General features: G+C 35.2%; 9 protein-coding genes. 6 read left to right on the forward strand and 3 right to left on the reverse strand.

Annotation, left to right across the window (positions count from 1 at the left end):
- Positions 1-208 precede the first annotated feature (208 nt).
- From asnS to AABL85_RS07085, 3 genes are all read left to right on the forward strand, one after another.
- A complete protein-coding gene (gene asnS, locus AABL85_RS07075; protein WP_286413463.1) occupies positions 209-1,642 on the forward strand; it encodes an asparagine--tRNA ligase in 1,434 nt (477 codons plus the stop codon).
- A gap of 114 nt (positions 1,643-1,756) precedes the next feature.
- A complete protein-coding gene (gene rpoN, locus AABL85_RS07080; RefSeq protein ID WP_341309627.1) occupies positions 1,757-3,211 on the forward strand; it encodes an RNA polymerase factor sigma-54 in 1,455 nt (484 codons plus the stop codon).
- 223 nt (positions 3,212-3,434) lie between these two features.
- The gene (locus AABL85_RS07085) at positions 3,435-3,839 is read left to right on the forward strand and encodes a phosphatase PAP2 family protein (RefSeq protein ID WP_286436764.1); all 405 of its coding nucleotides are present in this window, start codon (positions 3,435-3,437) and stop codon (positions 3,837-3,839) included.
- Here the strand turns inward: AABL85_RS07085 and AABL85_RS07090 are convergent.
- From AABL85_RS07090 to AABL85_RS07100, 3 genes are read right to left on the reverse strand one after another with little or no spacing between them, the layout of a single operon-like run.
- Positions 3,827-4,534: a porin family protein gene (locus AABL85_RS07090; protein WP_341309628.1), complete on the reverse strand. Its 708-nt coding sequence runs from the start codon at positions 4,532-4,534 to the stop codon at positions 3,827-3,829. The two genes, AABL85_RS07085 and AABL85_RS07090, sit on opposite strands and share 13 nt — an antisense overlap.
- A gap of 12 nt (positions 4,535-4,546) precedes the next feature.
- The gene (locus AABL85_RS07095) at positions 4,547-5,749 is read right to left on the reverse strand and encodes a DUF3078 domain-containing protein (protein WP_286436766.1); all 1,203 of its coding nucleotides are present in this window, start codon (positions 5,747-5,749) and stop codon (positions 4,547-4,549) included.
- A 3-nt stretch (positions 5,750-5,752) separates the two neighbouring features.
- Positions 5,753-7,519, reverse strand: a complete 1,767-nt coding sequence (locus tag AABL85_RS07100) for a 1-deoxy-D-xylulose-5-phosphate synthase (RefSeq protein ID WP_341309629.1) — start codon at positions 7,517-7,519, stop codon at positions 5,753-5,755.
- A 72-nt stretch (positions 7,520-7,591) separates the two neighbouring features.
- On the opposite strand from AABL85_RS07100, the gene AABL85_RS07105 reads away from it, so the two are divergent.
- Genes AABL85_RS07105 through pbpC form a run of 3 tightly spaced genes read left to right on the forward strand, consistent with a single transcriptional unit; the run spans position 7,592 to position 16,022 of the window.
- Positions 7,592-8,035 (forward strand): nucleoside deaminase, encoded by a 444-nt coding sequence (locus AABL85_RS07105; RefSeq protein ID WP_286413457.1) that lies wholly within the window; start codon positions 7,592-7,594, stop codon positions 8,033-8,035.
- Between the two features lie 17 nt (positions 8,036-8,052).
- Positions 8,053-13,584, forward strand: a complete 5,532-nt coding sequence (locus AABL85_RS07110) for an alpha-2-macroglobulin family protein (protein WP_341309630.1) — start codon at positions 8,053-8,055, stop codon at positions 13,582-13,584.
- A gap of 59 nt (positions 13,585-13,643) precedes the next feature.
- Entirely contained in the window at positions 13,644-16,022 is a 2,379-nt protein-coding gene (gene pbpC / locus AABL85_RS07115) for a penicillin-binding protein 1C (RefSeq protein ID WP_341309631.1), read from the forward strand.
- Positions 16,023-16,098: the final 76 nt, after the last annotated feature.

The following is a 16,098-nucleotide window of genomic DNA, read 5'->3' on the forward strand; positions in this document are numbered from 1 at the left end:
TCTTCTACCACTATCGCCCAGTTCTCTACTATTCCCAACAATTAGAGTACTTCCATTCTTTCTTTCTAATTAGCCTATTCTTTATTCTCATGTAATTATTACCGTATTATAGCAATTTCTTTATTCCATAATACACAATATTTTACTATTTTTGCAAGTATTTGAAATTGTCTAAATAAGACACTGATTATTAAAATTATAAATCACGATGAAACATACGAAAATTAACGATCTACTGGCAGGCAAAGGTCTACTCCATGAAGTTAAAGCAAAAGGATGGGTAAAAACGTTTAGAAACAACCAATTTATCGCCTTGAATGATGGATCTACGATTAACAATATTCAATGTGTTGTTGATTTAGATAAGTTCCCAGCAGAGTTGTTAAAAAAGATTCACACAGGAGCTGCAATCTCAGTTAGAGGAACATTAGTAGAGAGCCAAGGGGCTGGTCAAACTGTAGAAATACAAGTTGAAAATCTTAAAGTGTACGGAGAAGCTAATCCAGAAGAGTATCCGATACAACCTAAGAAACACTCTCTAGAATTCTTACGTGAAAATGCTCACTTGAGAATCCGTACAAATGTATTTGGAGCTATTATGAGAGTGCGTAGTGTTTTATCTTATGCAGTGCATAAATATTTCCAAGAGAATGGATTCTTCTATTTCAATGCACCTATCATTACAGGATCTGATGCAGAAGGAGCAGGAGAAATGTTCAGAGTAACAAACTTAGACTTAAATAATCTACCGCGTACAGAAGAAGGAAAAATAGACTTCTCACAAGATTTCTTTGGAAAGACTACTAACTTAACTGTATCAGGACAACTAGAAGCTGAGACTTATGCTATGGCATTAGGTTCAGTATATACATTCGGACCAACGTTCCGTGCTGAGAACTCAAACACATCTCGTCACTTAGCAGAGTTCTGGATGATCGAGCCAGAAGTTGCGTTTAACAACTTAGACGACAACATGGACTTAGCAGAAGACTTTATCAAATATGTAATCAACTACGTACTAGATAAATGTGCTGATGACTTAGCATTCTTAGACAAGCGTTTACAAGATGAGGAAAAAACAAAACCTCAAGCTGAACGCAGCGAAATGACACTATTAGAAAAACTTCGTTTCGTAGTAGATAACAACTTTAAACGTGTTAGCTATACTGAGGCTGTAGATATCTTAAGAAACTGTAAGCCTAATAAAAACAAGAAGTTTAAATATATCATCGATGGATGGGGTGCAGATTTACAAAGTGAGCATGAGCGTTACTTAGTAGAAAAACACTTTAAATGTCCGGTAATTTTATTTGATTATCCTGCTGAAATCAAAGCATTCTATATGAGAATGAACGAAGATGGAAAAACAGTAAGAGCAATGGATATCCTATTCCCTGGTATTGGAGAGATCGTAGGTGGTTCTCAAAGAGAAGAACGCTATGATGTACTATTAGAGAAAATAGAAAAAATGGGAATTGACAAAGAAGAGCTTTGGTGGTACCTAGATACAAGAAAATTCGGAACAGCTCCTCACAGTGGATTTGGACTTGGTTTTGAACGTCTTGTATTATTTGCGACAGGAATGACGAATATTAGAGACGTGATTCCTTTCCCTAGAACACCGCAGAACGCAGAGTTTTAATATAATAAGACCTTTATAAAAGTGTTTACTTTATCACATATTTTCATTAAATTTGAAAAAGAATATGTTTTAAAGTAAACATTTTTTTTATTTGTAATTAATATTCACAAAAGAATGCTTAAACAAAGTTTACAACTCAAATTATCTCAAAAATTATCTCCTCAACAAATCCAGTTGATGAAGTTAATACAATTGCCTACTTTAGCTTTTGAACAAAGACTGAAGGAAGAGCTAATTGAGAATCCTGCTCTAGAGACTGGTAAAGAAAACGAGTCTACAGATGTGGATGAATTTGACAATGACTTTGAAGATTATGATAATGAACGCATAGAAGCAGAGGATATCAATATAGATGAATACCTAAGTGATGACGAAACACCTGACTATAAATTACAAGCAAATAACTACAGTAAAGATGATGACGAATACGAAATGCCTATCATCGCACATGAATCATTCCATCAAGACCTGTTAAATCAACTAAATACCTTTATGTTAAGTGAAGGTGACAGAAAGATTGCAGAGTTCTTAGTAGGAAGTATTGACGACATGGGATACTTAAGACGTGAGACACAGGACCTAGTAGATGACTTAGCATTCACTCAAGGTATCTATACTGATGAAGAAACTGTAGAGAGAATATTACTAATCGTACAAGAACTAGACCCTGCAGGTGTAGGTGCTAGAGACTTGCAAGAGTGTCTTCTATTACAGTTAAAACACAAGACGCAATCTGGCGCTGTAGATTTAGCTACAGAGATTATAGCGGATCAATTTGACGCTTTTACAAAAAAACACTACGATAAATTATTACAGAAATATGGTGTTTCAAAAGAAAAACTTAGAAATGCTATTGACGAAATAGAAAAGCTAAATCCTAAGCCAGGAGGAGCATACATAGGTAATGAACGTACTGTAGAACACGTAGTACCAGACTTTACAATAAAAATTAATGAAGGTGAACTTGAGCTTTTATTAAATGGTAGAAATGCGCCTGAACTTCACATCTCTAAAGATTACCAAGAGATGCTACAGTCGTATAAGGAATCTGCAAAATCTTCTAGTGCGCAAAAAGATGCAGTGCAGTTTATCAAACAAAAACTAGATGGTGCTAAATGGTTTATAGATGCAATAAAACAGCGTCAAGAAACCTTATTTGTGACAATGCATGCTATAGTAGAGTATCAGGAAGAATACTTTCTGACAGGAGATGAGACCAAACTAAAACCAATGATCTTAAAAGACATTGCCGATTTAGTAGGCCTAGATATTTCTACTGTGTCTAGGGTAGCTAATAGTAAATATGTAGATACACCTTATGGTACAAAACTAATCAAAAACTTCTTCTCTGAAGCAATGGTTAATGACCAAGGTGAAGAAGTATCTACACTAGAGATTAAAAAAATATTAGAAAATATTATTAATGAAGAGGATAAGAAAAAGCCTTATCCAGATGATAAACTAGCAGAGCTACTTAAAGACAAAGGATACCCTATCGCTAGACGTACAGTAGCTAAATATAGAGAGCAATTAGACATTCCTGTAGCTAGAATGCGCAAACGTATTTAATACTGATTGTTAAATGAAAAAAACAGCGAAATTATTCTCTTCTATTTTTCATCCAATAACAGTCCCTTTTTTAACGACTTTATTGTATTTTTCGTTAGCACATTTCTATTTTTCTTCAGTAGAAATGTCAATTATATTAGGGCAAGTTTTAATTACAACCTGCCTATTACCTATATGTATTTACTTTTTGTTGCGGTCACTTAAACTAGTCAACACTTCAGTTATGGTCAGCTCAAGAAAAGAGCGTATCATCCCTTTTATCATCAATATTGTTTTACTGTTTGTACTAAAAGACTATATTCTATATAACAATAGCGCTTATACTATACGCTTATACATTTGGGGATTGATGAATAGCTACCTTCTATTATTAGTATTTGCGTTATTAAAACAAAAGTCTAGTGTACATATCACTACATTAGTCACTAGCTTTATGTTCTATATCCACATATTAGTAGAATTACAACAACCCAATATTATAGGAGTAATTCTTTTCGTCTTTTTAATTGGGATAGTTGCTTGTTCTAGATTACTACTTAGAGCACATACATCTAAAGAAATTATCCAAGGCTTTTGTATTGGGATTATACCTACACTTATATATCTACTTATAAACTATAAGATGTAGAACATGACTCCTACATTTAAGAGTCTTAGCTTATTAGAATCCCACTTCAATACCTCATCTTTGTATACATTATTTAGACCGTAATACATATAAACATTCCAGGTATTAAACCCTGCTGATAGATATACTCCGTATAACCACTTATTCACATTAGGATCTCCTTTATAAGTAGCAGAATAATCTCCTGTAGTCGTTTTGGTACGATCTCCAAAAACATAACTAGCTTTAAAACCTAAATAAATACGCCAAAATTTATGACTATAAGGTGTAGAATTTCTCCAGCGTAGCTCAATCGGGAAGTCAATAGCATGCAATGACAAGCTACTTTTCTTATATGAACCTAAAATAACATGTTCATTCTCTGGTGTAATTCCAAGGTTCCCTCTCAAGTTCAGGTAAGAATATCCCACTCCAGGTGCTATAGCCACAGTTCTAGATTTATTGATAGGAAAGTCTCTCAAGAACCCTCCATTCAATCCAATAGATACTGAGCTAGGAGAAAAACCAGCAGGTTTATCTTGCATTAAAGTATGTGTGACACCAAAGTAAAACTGATCTTCTCTGTATTTAAAATCTACAGTTCTCAAAGAGTCTTGAACAGTCTCATTTATATTTTCATTTGACTCAACGTATTCTTGTCCATGAGCGATAAAACTGCTCAACAACACAATACCTATAACTAGTAATTTTCTCATAGCTTCTTAGAATTAAAACGCGTAAGTTAACCCTACTCCTAAAGTTTGTTTAAACTGCATTTTAGGTCCTTCTATAACCTGTACACCGTCTCTCATCACTTTATTCTTAACATTATCATCATAAATCATATAAGTTCCTACATTAGCACGTACATAATCATTAACCTTAAGATCCAACTTCATTTCAAACATGATATTCACATTGCCAAAGTTGTTTAAATAATCGCTATACAACGTAAGTTTATGTTGATAAAACATGTTTTTAAATATTTCTTTCTTCCACTCACTGCTCAATAAAAAACCTATCTCTGCTTTATATTTAGATCCACGTCTAATAATATTACCTAGGTCATCTTTCTCTGCTTTAGTCACACCGAATGCTCCTTGATCTGCTAATGTTTGGTCTAAAACGAAAGTTGATTTATAAGTTAATGGTGAAATATAATACTTCATCTCTGTTTTAGGATCTACATACTCAGCTCCTACCCCGACAAATAAGTATGCAGGAGCAAACCAAGCCGATACAGGATTATCAGTATCTGGGTAATTATATCCGTTCGTAAACTGTGTCTTGAAGTTTAACTTCGCTACATAATACCAATCAGAAATTGCAGAAGATTTATACCCAAACGCAGAGTTTAACTCTAATACATCATCTGTCTTACGAGATTCTCTTCCTGATTGCTTATTTAGTCCATACCTCATATTTAAAGTATTTTCCCACAATAAACGCCCCTTAATATACTTACGCCCAAACTCTCCTTTTAAAAGCCCTGAAATAGAGTTATCCCCACCAGCACTCCAATTGACAAAAGCGATCTGATTAAAATCTAATCCAAAGCGATTCTCTTTTTCCCAATAGCCAATTATCTCATTGTTAATAGGCAAAAGACTTAAATCTATATTAGGATTATAATTCGTCTTTATTTTATTCACTTTAGGTTTCTTTCTCTCTACGTACACTGCAGGCTTTAAGAAAGGCTCTTCCCTATTGTTTTTATCGTATAGTATCGTTCCTCCACTATAATCCTTATAAGGTATAACCCCCATCAGTGGATTATATGGATTTTCATCTATGCGTAAAGTATCTTTCTTTACATCTTGAACACTCTTATTTTCTAGTTGATTACTTCTTTCTGTTATTTCTTGTCCATACGTTTGTAAACAACTCGTTAACACAACTAAACCAAGTAAACCGCTCTTAATCTTTCCCAAAACTTAATTCTTTATTTTTGCAACTAAACTTTCTGTATCTATTCCACATAATTGCTGCTGTTCTAACACAGTAGCGTGCTCTATAAATGTATCTTTCACCCCTAACACTTCAACCTCTATATGAGGATAATACGCAGTAACAAATTGACTCACTATACTACCAAAACCACCAATAACAGTTCCGTCCTCTATTGTCACTATCTTCTCGTGTTCTTGACAAATACGATGTAAGATCTCCTCATTTAATGGTTTTACAAATATAAAATGATAATGTGACCAAGCAGCACTATTACAAATATCCATCGCCTTAACTACATTATTACCAATAGTTCCTGTAGAGATAAATGCAAATTTATCTCCTTTTTTGATTTGAGAGACACTTCCTATATTAATTTTCTCAAATGGCAATTTCCAAGAATATTCAATAACACCTTTTCCTCTAGGATAGCGTATTGCTATCGGTTGATTTAGACCTAACTGAGCTGTATATAATAAATTGCGCAACTCTAATTCATTTAAAGGAGCTGCGATAATCATATTAGGGATACAGTTCAGATAAGCAATATCATACACACCTTGGTGTGTTGCTCCATCCTCACCAACTAATCCAGCTCTATCCAAACAGAATATCACAGGAAGGTTCTGTAAAGCCACATCGTGAATAACCTGATCATAAGCACGTTGTAAGAAAGTGGAATATATGGCACAGAAAGGAATAAGTCCTTCAGTGGCCATACCAGCAGCTAATGTCACTGCATGTTGTTCAGCTATCCCTACATCTATTGCTCTATCTGGATAAGCATCCATCATAAACTTTAACGAACTACCAGTAGGCATCGCAGGAGTAATCCCTACAATCTTCTCGTTTGCATCAGCAAGCTCAACTAAAGTTAACCCAAAAACATCTTGGAATTTAGAAGGAAATTCACTCTCCTTTCTAGGAATTAGTTCTCCTGTATCTTTATTAAACTTGCCTGGTGCATGATATTTTACTTGATCTTCTTCAGCCTGTTTTAATCCTTTTCCTTTAGTTGTAATAACATGTAGAAACTTAGGTCCTTTAATATTTTTTAATCTCTCTAGTTCTTTTATTAATCTAGGTAAATCATGTCCATCTATTGGTCCGTGATAGTCAAAGTTTAGAGATTTGATCATATTATTCACTCTTGGATTCCTTCCTTCCTTCACAGCTGTCAAATAATCTTTTAATGCTCCTACGCTAGGATCTATACCTATAGCATTATCATTAAGCACCACTAGCATATTAGTATCTGTCACCCCTGCATGATTCAATCCTTCAAAAGCCATCCCTGACGCAATAGAGGCATCTCCCACTACTGCAATATGGAATCTATCTTCTTCCCCTTTTAGCTTAGCTGCTATAGCCATACCTAAGATAGCAGAAATAGCAGTAGAAGAGTGCCCAACTCCGAAAGCATCATAAATACTCTCTTCTCTTAGAGGAAATCCACTAATACCACCTTTTTGTCTATTGGTGTGAAATACTTGTTGTCTACCAGTAAGTAGTTTATGTCCATAAGCTTGATGTCCAACATCCCATACCAAATTATCAATAGGAGTATCAAATACATAATGTAGTGCAATCGTTAGTTCTACAACTCCTAAGCTTGCTCCTAGATGCCCTTCTTTACTAGCAACTATATCAATAATAAATTCTCTCAACTCCACAGCTAATCCTTTCAATTCTTCAAATGAAAGATTCTTTAAGTCAGCCGGAGTGTTAATATGTTCAAGTAAGTTTTTAGACATTCTAAATAAAATAAAAACAAAATTACAATTTTGTTTTTACTTTTGACTTTGCATTTATGTTAACACAAAAGAATGGATACATTTTTCACAGATGAATATTTTATGCGTATTGCTCTAAATGAAGCAAAAGAAGCATATGACAAAGGAGAGATTCCCGTAGGGGCAATTGTAGTAGCTAACAACCAAATTATAGCGAAAAGTCATAATTTGACAGAACTACTACACGATGTAACTGCCCATGCAGAAATACAAGCAATCTCTTCTGCTGCCAATTACTTAAATGCTAAATATTTGAAAAACTGTACTTTATTCGTAACTTTAGAACCCTGTCAGATGTGTGCAGGAGCTCTTTATTGGAGTCAAATAACCAAAGTTGTTTATGGTGCATCAGATGAAAAAAGAGGATATAAAGCCATAGGAGGACAACTCCACCCAAAGACCGAGGTAGTCTATGGTGTTCTTGAACAAGAATGTACGGCTTTAATGAAATCGTTTTTTGAAAATAAAAGAAAATAAAAAAATTGCTTATAACTATGAAATTCAGAAACCTACTTATCCTCATCTGCTGTGCTTTTATAGCGCTCCAGTCTTGTAAAAAGAATGGGGATTTAAATGTCAATTTATCCAATCCTAAGCTTTTTAGTGAATATATACTTGCTTTTACGGCAGGTGTGATCTCCACTAAAGATCCTATCGATATCAGTATTCCTAAAAACTGGAAAAACTGGACTCCTAATGAAGAGTTGGACAGCGACCTATTTACAATCACTCCAGCTGTAAAAGGAAAAGTTGTGTACTTACCTACAGATGTAATCCGTTTTATCCCATCTGAACGATTAAAACAAGATCAGAGATATAATATTACTTTTCATTTAGACAAAGTTACAGAGACAGAAGATGCCCTAAAGAACTTCTCGTTTATGGTAATGACCGTACCTCAGACATTCCATACACAGTTATTAGACCTTCAGAGTGTATCTGATAAAGAGTATGTTCTTAATGGTGTACTGACTACAAGTGACTGGTTAACTACTGCTGATGCAAGAAAAGTACTAACTGCAGTACAAGAAAAAAAGAACTTAGATCTAAAATTTGATAGTGATGATAAAACAGAAGCTAAAGAATTTAAGTTCACAATCAATAAGATTAAGAGAAATCCTTCAGAATCATCAATTGATATCGTTATCAATGGTAAACCTATAAATAATGCTGCTAAAAGCACTGAAGTACACACCGTACCTCAACAGAATTACTTTGATCACTTTAAGGTTGAACCTGTAGCTGATGATGCACAGGCTTTTTGGATTAACTTTTCGAACCCTCTTAAGAAAAATCAAGACTTTAATGGTTTAATAGACTTAGAGAATAGCGATGCTAAACTTACCTTCTCTACAGATGGGAATGTATTAAAAGTATTTGCAGACAAACCGTTACAAGACAAAATAAACATTAGAATAAGCTCAGGTATCGAAGATAACAAAGGAAATAAAACCCTTACTACAGAAGTAGTGGAGCTAAACTTCGGTACCCCTAAACCTGATGTACAACTAATCAACAGTGGTACAATACTACCTAGCTCAGAAAACTTAAAAATAAACTTTAGAGCTACCACACTAAAAGCTGTAGATGTAAAAGTTTTCAAAATATACGAAAACAATATTCTTCAATTCTTACAAGAAAATAATATAGATGGGAAATACAGCCTTAATAGAGTAGCTGACCCTATCGCAAAAACTACAATTAAACTGACGAATGCGAATCCTAAAGCATTAATGCAGTACAATACTTATGCTTTAGACTTATCTACTCTTATTAGTCCTGATCCAGGAGCGATATACAGAGTGGAGTTCTCATTTGACCGCTCATACTCGCTATATGGATGTGCTGATAGTCAAGACAGCGAGACTACAGATGAGGATATAGAAGAAGATACAGATGAGGAACTAAATCAAGACGACGAGTATTATGATGATGATTACTACTATTACTATGACTGGAGTGAGAAAGATGACCCTTGTTCAAAATCTTACTATTACTATCACGAAAAAGCAGCTACTAATGTATTAGCTACTGACTTAGGTGTAATCATAAAAGGTGGTAATAATAACATCTATACAACTATTGTTACAAATCTAATTACAACAGATCCTGTTGCAGCAGCTACAGTAGAATTCTATACGTATAGACAACAATTAATTACTTCTGCGAAGACAGACACTAACGGTATACTTACTGTTAATTTAGAGAAAAAGAAACCTGCCTTTGCTATTATAAAAGATGATAGAAATACAACTTATGTAAAGATAGATGAGGCAAACTCTCTATCTATGAGTAACTATGATGTAGATGGTACTACACTACAAAAAGGTATAAATGGATATATCTATACCGAAAGAGGCGTATGGAGACCAGGAGATAACATTTACCTAGATTTCATTCTTGATGATCTAGCTAATCCTCTACCTTCTAATCACCCTGTCAAATTAACTTTCTCTGATCCTTATGGCAAAGTAGTTGACCAAATAGTACAGAAAAAGAATGCTAATAATCACTACGCTTATGTTTTAAAAACAAACCCTGAATCTCTTACAGGGAATTGGCAGGCAGTTGTAAGTGTAGGAGGAGCTAAATTCTACAAACAGATTAAAATTGAAACGATAAAACCTAATCGTTTAAAAATTAAAAATACAATCGAAGGCAAAACTGTTTATAGCAATAGCAATAGCAACAGCGCTAAAATAGATTATAACGTACAATGGCTACAAGGAAGTGTTGCTAAAAACTTAAAAGCAGAAGTAACCCTAAAGTTACTTCCACAAATAACAACCTTCTCTAACTATAAAGCATACTCTTTTAACAACAGCTTGAACTCTTATGGGGCGCAAGAGATAAATGCTTTCTCAGGATCAACTGATTTTGAAGGAGACTTTTCATTTTCTGTTAATCTAAATAATATACCTGAAAACACAGGAATGCTAAAAGCTATCTTCACTTCTAAGGTATATGAAAATGGAGGTGATGTATCTACTGATGTATCTACAGCTACTATCTCTCCATACAATACCTATGTAGGGATAAAGGCACCTGACGCTAATAAATACGGTTATTATCAAACAGACGAACCTCTTAAATTCTCTTTTGTTACTGTGAATGCTCAAGGGGCTCCTAAGTCTCATGATATCAACGTAACTGTTTATAGAAAAAAAGGATATTGGTGGTGGAGTTCTAATAACAACGGAGCTTCTAGTTACAGTAGTTCAGACTACTATTCTGTGTATAAAGATGCTGTAGATTACACTACATCTTCTAATGGTACAGCTACTATGTCTCTGACTATTCCAGAACAAGACTGGGGTACTTATGAGATTGTAGCGCGTGACAAATATGGTAAACATATTGCTTCGTCAGTGGTATATGTAGATTACCCATATTGGTCTGGTAAAACCAAACATTCACAAGGAAAAGAAGCTACAGTACTAGCTCTTGCTACAGATAAAAAAGATTATAATACAGGAGAGAAGATAAAGTTATCTTTCCCTTCTAGTGAAGGTGGTAGAGCATTAATCTCTATAGAGAATGGATCTACTGTATTAGAGACACATTGGATGAAAACTCAAAAAGGAGAAACTACATTCGAAATCGCTACTACAGAAGCGATGTCACCTAATGTATATATCAATGTATCTGCTATACAACCTCATGCCTCTACTCTAAACAATTCGCCTATACGTATGTATGGAGTAGCTCCTATCAATGTATACAATAAAAAGACTAAGTTAGAGCCTGTTCTAACTATGCCTGACAAACTAAAACCTGAGCAAGAATTCACTGTTCAAGTAAAAGAAAAAGCAGGTCAAAAAATGACTTATACTATAGCGATAGTAGAAGATGGCTTACTAGACCTAACTCGTTTTAAGACTCCTAATCCATGGGATAACTTCTATAGCAAAACTGCCTTAGGTGTGCGCACTTGGGACATTTATGACAATGTTATTGGAGCTTATGGTGGGGCTATTAATCAAGTATTCAGCATAGGGGGAGATGAAGACCTTGGAGCTGGTCAAGTGAAGAAAGCAAATAGATTTAAACCTGTCGTTATCCACTTAGGACCATTCGTTCTTGATGGAGGTAAAACAGGAAGTCATAAAGTAAAACTTCCTAAATACATAGGTTCAGTTCGTACAATGGTAGTGGCTTCTAACGTAACTAATAAAGCTTACGGAAGTGTAGAGAAAACTGTCAAAGTAAACAACCCTCTTATGATATTAGGTTCTCTTCCTAGAAGAGCTGTACCAGGAGAGAAAGTAACACTCCCTATCACAGTATTCGCTATGGAAAATCATGTGAAAAATGTTACTGTAAAAGTAAAAACAGATGACAAGTTTAAGATTCAGAATAATGCTACACAGGAAATAACATTCAGTGAACCTGACGAAAAAGTAGTGTACTGTGACCTAGAAGTACAACAAAAAACAGGTATTTCTAAGATAGAAATAGAAGCTATATCAGGAAAAGAGAGAGCTACTTATGTAGTAGAGTTAGATGTTCTAAACCCCAATCCTATCACTGTCAAGACAGAAGATATTGTGCTAGAACCGAACAGTACAAATAAAATCGAATGGGAGAAGTTTGGAGTGTCAGGTAGTAATAAAGCTACTCTAGAATTATCTACTTTCCCAGGAATAAATCTAACGTCTAGATTAAACTTCTTGATTAAATATCCTCATGGATGTAGTGAGCAGGTGACTTCTGGAGTATTCCCTCAGATCTTCTTAGAAGACTTAGTTTATGTAAGTAAGAGCAAAAAAGAAAGTCTACAACGCAATATCAATGAAGGGTTAAAGACATTAGCTCAACGTCAGATGGCAGATGGTAGCTTTAGATACTGGAGCAGTGATTCTTATGCAGATGACTGGACTACTTCATACATCTTGCATTTCTTAATCGAAGCTGAGAAGAGAGGATATGCATTACCTATTGGAAGTAAAGCTAATGCAATCGCTTATCAACAAAAAGCAGTAAGATCATGGTCATACAGCAGTCGTTATCACAATGATATTGCACAGGCTTATAGACTATACACACTAGCACTAGCTGGCAATGCTGATTTAGCTTCTATGAATAGGCTAAGAGAGACTACAGGCATCTCTGCTGATACGAAGTTACGTCTTGCAGCAGCCTATGCTTTAGCTGGTCAAAAAGAAGCTGCTAATAAACTAATCGCAAGCTCACCTATTATAGAGAATAATCAATCTCAGTATTACTATTATGGTTCTTATGAGAGAAGATTAGCCATGGCATTAGAAACACTTATTTTGACTAAATCGAATAACAAGTTAATGCATGAATACGCTAATACATTGGCAAAAAGATTAGGTTCTAACACTTGGATGAGTACACAGAGTACAGCATTCGGACTAAACGTGATCTCCGCTTATATGAAAAACAATAAATCAAAAGAAGGTATCAATGTAGACTTCACCAATAACGGAACGACTACAAATGCTACGACAAAAAACAATATGTATGAGTATGACTTTAAAACGATATCTTCTACTAATGAAGTTAGCTTAGTCAATAAGAATACTTCTACTGTCTATGCTCGTGTGGCTTATAGTGGTATCCTTCCGGTGGGAAAAGAATTAACAGACGAAAGTAATATCAGTATTCGCACCTCATTTAGAGATGCAAGTCAACAAGTGATTAACCCAACTCAATTGAGTCAAGGTACAGAGTTTTCAGCATATATTACGATCACAAATACTTCTGTAAACAGCATTGATAATGTAGCACTAACACAGATTGTTCCTTCTGGATGGGAGATAGTAAATCTGAGATACACAGATGCTGGTGGAGTGAGTAATCCTGTACAACATACAGATATCAGAGATGACCGTTCTAACTTCTACTTTAGTCTTAATCCAAGAGAGACGAAGACCTTAAGAGTAGTGTTAAATGCATCCTACTTAGGTAAATATTATATGCCAGGAGTCTATGCAGAAGCGATGTATGACAATTCATACAGATGTCGTACAGCCGGACAATGGATAGAAGTAGTAAAATAATATATTGACAATCATTAAATAAATACAGGGAAACAAAATTCCCTGTATTTTTATTTTATATGAAACTGAAAACTAACTTTAATTGGAAAACATGGTCTTTAAAGAGAAAAGTGACGACTATCATCACTTTTATTCTCTTAGTTCTCTATTACTTTTCACTGCCTAGCGAATTGTTTACCAAACCCTATTCTACTGTAATAGAAAGTAGTGATAATAAGCTTCTCGGTGCACAGATAGCGACAGATGGACAATGGCGTTTTCCTGAAGTAGACTCTGTACCCCATAAGTTCAAGGAGTGCATTATTGCCTTCGAAGACGACTATTTTTACTATCACTGGGGAGTTAACCCTGTTTCAATGATAAAAGCCTTTAGAGCTAATCTTAAATCTGACAAGGTAGTCAGAGGAGGAAGTACACTTACACAGCAGACTATTCGTTTATCTAGAGATGGTAAGAAAAGAAGCTATTCAGAGAAACTTATTGAAGCCATACAAGCTACTCGTCTAGAGTTTAAGTATAGCAAAGATAGAATATTAAGCCTATACGCCTCTCATGCTCCTTTTGGTGGTAATGTGGTAGGTATAGAAGTAGCGGCTTGGCGTTATTTTGGGACAACACCAGAACAGTTATCTTGGGCAGAGAGTGCTACATTAGCAGTACTACCTAACGCTCCAAGTCTTATATATCCAGGCAAGAATCAAGAAACATTACTAAAAAAAAGAAATGCCTTACTTAAAAAGCTACTAGACAAAGGTGCTTTTGATGAAAGTACCTATCTACTAGCATTAGAAGAGCCTCTTCCACAGAAGCCTCATGAGTTACCACAGATAGCACCTCACCTATTACAGTATGTAGCTAAGACGAATAGCCAAGAGAGAAATCATACCACGATAGACTATAATATTCAACAACGTGTCAATGATATCGTGAAGGGGTATTATTTTAATTATAGTCAAACCGAAATCTATAATATGGCTGTTATCATCATAGATGTAGAAACACGTAATATCATCAGCTATGTAGGAAATACCCCTACTACTGTACAGCATAAAAAGGATGTAGACATCATCCATGCACAGCGCAGTACAGCGAGTATCATTAAACCCTTCTTGTACGCGAGTATGCTAGATGATGCAGAACTCCTACCAAAAACATTAGCTGCAGACATACCAGTAGTGATATCGGGTTATAAACCTGAGAATTTTAATAGCTCTTATGAAGGAGCAGTATCAGCAGACGAAGCCTTATTTAGATCACTAAATATTCCTTTTGTATTAATGCTTCAGAAATACGGTATCTACAGATTCTATAATCAATTGCAAAACTTAGGCTTCAAGTCCATTTCTAAACATCCAAATCACTACGGACTATCCCTAATATTAGGAGGAGCTGAGAGCAACCTATGGGAAATTACTAAAGCATATACAGGACTAGCCTCTACCCTTAACTATTATAATAAATCCAAAGGTCAATATAGAAATAACGAGATACAAGACTTAAATTGGAACAAAGAAGTTAACCTTGACTTTGGACAGGATAGCAAAGAGAAAGCTCATCTTGGTGCAGGAGCTATTTACAGTACTTTTAAAGCACTTACACAAGTCAATCGACCAGAAGGAGATGAAGCATGGAGATACTACGACTCTTCTCTTAAAATAGCCTGGAAGACAGGTACAAGCTTTGGAGGTAGAGATGCATGGGCTGTCGGTGTTAATAAAAAATACGTAGTAGGTATATGGGTAGGGAATGCCTCAGGAGAAGGACGTCCATCCATAAGTGGAGTGCGTATGGCTGGTCCTATACTATTTGACGTATTTAATTTGTTACCACGTGCGAGTTGGTTTGAACAACCATTGAATGATATGGAAGAGATAGAAGTCTGTACTCAATCTGGCTACCTCGCTAGTCCATATTGTGACAAGAGAACAGAGCTAGTACCCTATCGTGCTAAAAAGACAGAACTATGCCCTTATCACAAACTTGTTCACTTAGATCAGTCGATGAGCTTTCAAGTCAATAGTATGTGCGAACCCATTGATAATATCATTAATCAGCCTTGGTTCATCTTACCTCCTACTATGGCACACTTCTATAAGCGTCATCACAGTGATTATAAGGATCTACCTCCTTATAGACCAGACTGTATAGATTATAACGCACAGAATACGACAGAGTTTATCTATCCTAAGCACAATGATCTAATCTATCTGACGAAAGACTTTTATTCTAATATACAGCCTTTTATAGCTAAAGTAGCCACTAGTAACCCTGCCAAAACACTGTACTGGTACCTAGATGAAGAGTATTTAGGCGAGACCTCCTTATTTCATGAACAGGCTATAAAGGCCGATCCAGGCACACACTACCTAACCATAGTAGATGCTGATGGAAATACAAAAACCATTCAAATCACATTAGCACTCAGCAGTCCTAAATAAAACAGAGGAGCTATAACAGCTCCTCTATTCCTCAATTGCACTCAAAAACAACTTCTCCTCTTCTTCTTTTACTTAT

Origin of the sequence: Myroides odoratimimus, assembly GCF_038039805.1 — a bacterium.
Lineage (GTDB): Bacteria > Bacteroidota > Bacteroidia > Flavobacteriales > Flavobacteriaceae > Flavobacterium > Flavobacterium odoratimimum_B.

Excerpts from the sequence above, each read along its gene's own strand:
- asnS (WP_286413463.1), top strand. The coding sequence starts at position 209 with ATGAAACATACGAAAATTAACGATCTACTGGCAGGCAAAGGTCTACTC.
- rpoN (WP_341309627.1), top strand. The coding sequence starts at position 1,757 with ATGCTTAAACAAAGTTTACAACTCAAATTATCTCAAAAATTATCTCCT.
- AABL85_RS07085 (WP_286436764.1), top strand. The coding sequence starts at position 3,435 with ATGGTCAGCTCAAGAAAAGAGCGTATCATCCCTTTTATCATCAATATT.
- AABL85_RS07090 (WP_341309628.1), bottom strand. The coding sequence starts at position 4,534 with ATGAGAAAATTACTAGTTATAGGTATTGTGTTGTTGAGCAGTTTTATC.
- AABL85_RS07100 (WP_341309629.1), bottom strand. The coding sequence starts at position 7,519 with ATGTCTAAAAACTTACTTGAACATATTAACACTCCGGCTGACTTAAAG.
- AABL85_RS07105 (WP_286413457.1), top strand. The coding sequence starts at position 7,592 with ATGGATACATTTTTCACAGATGAATATTTTATGCGTATTGCTCTAAAT.
- AABL85_RS07110 (WP_341309630.1), top strand. The coding sequence starts at position 8,053 with ATGAAATTCAGAAACCTACTTATCCTCATCTGCTGTGCTTTTATAGCG.
- pbpC (WP_341309631.1), top strand. The coding sequence starts at position 13,644 with ATGAAACTGAAAACTAACTTTAATTGGAAAACATGGTCTTTAAAGAGA.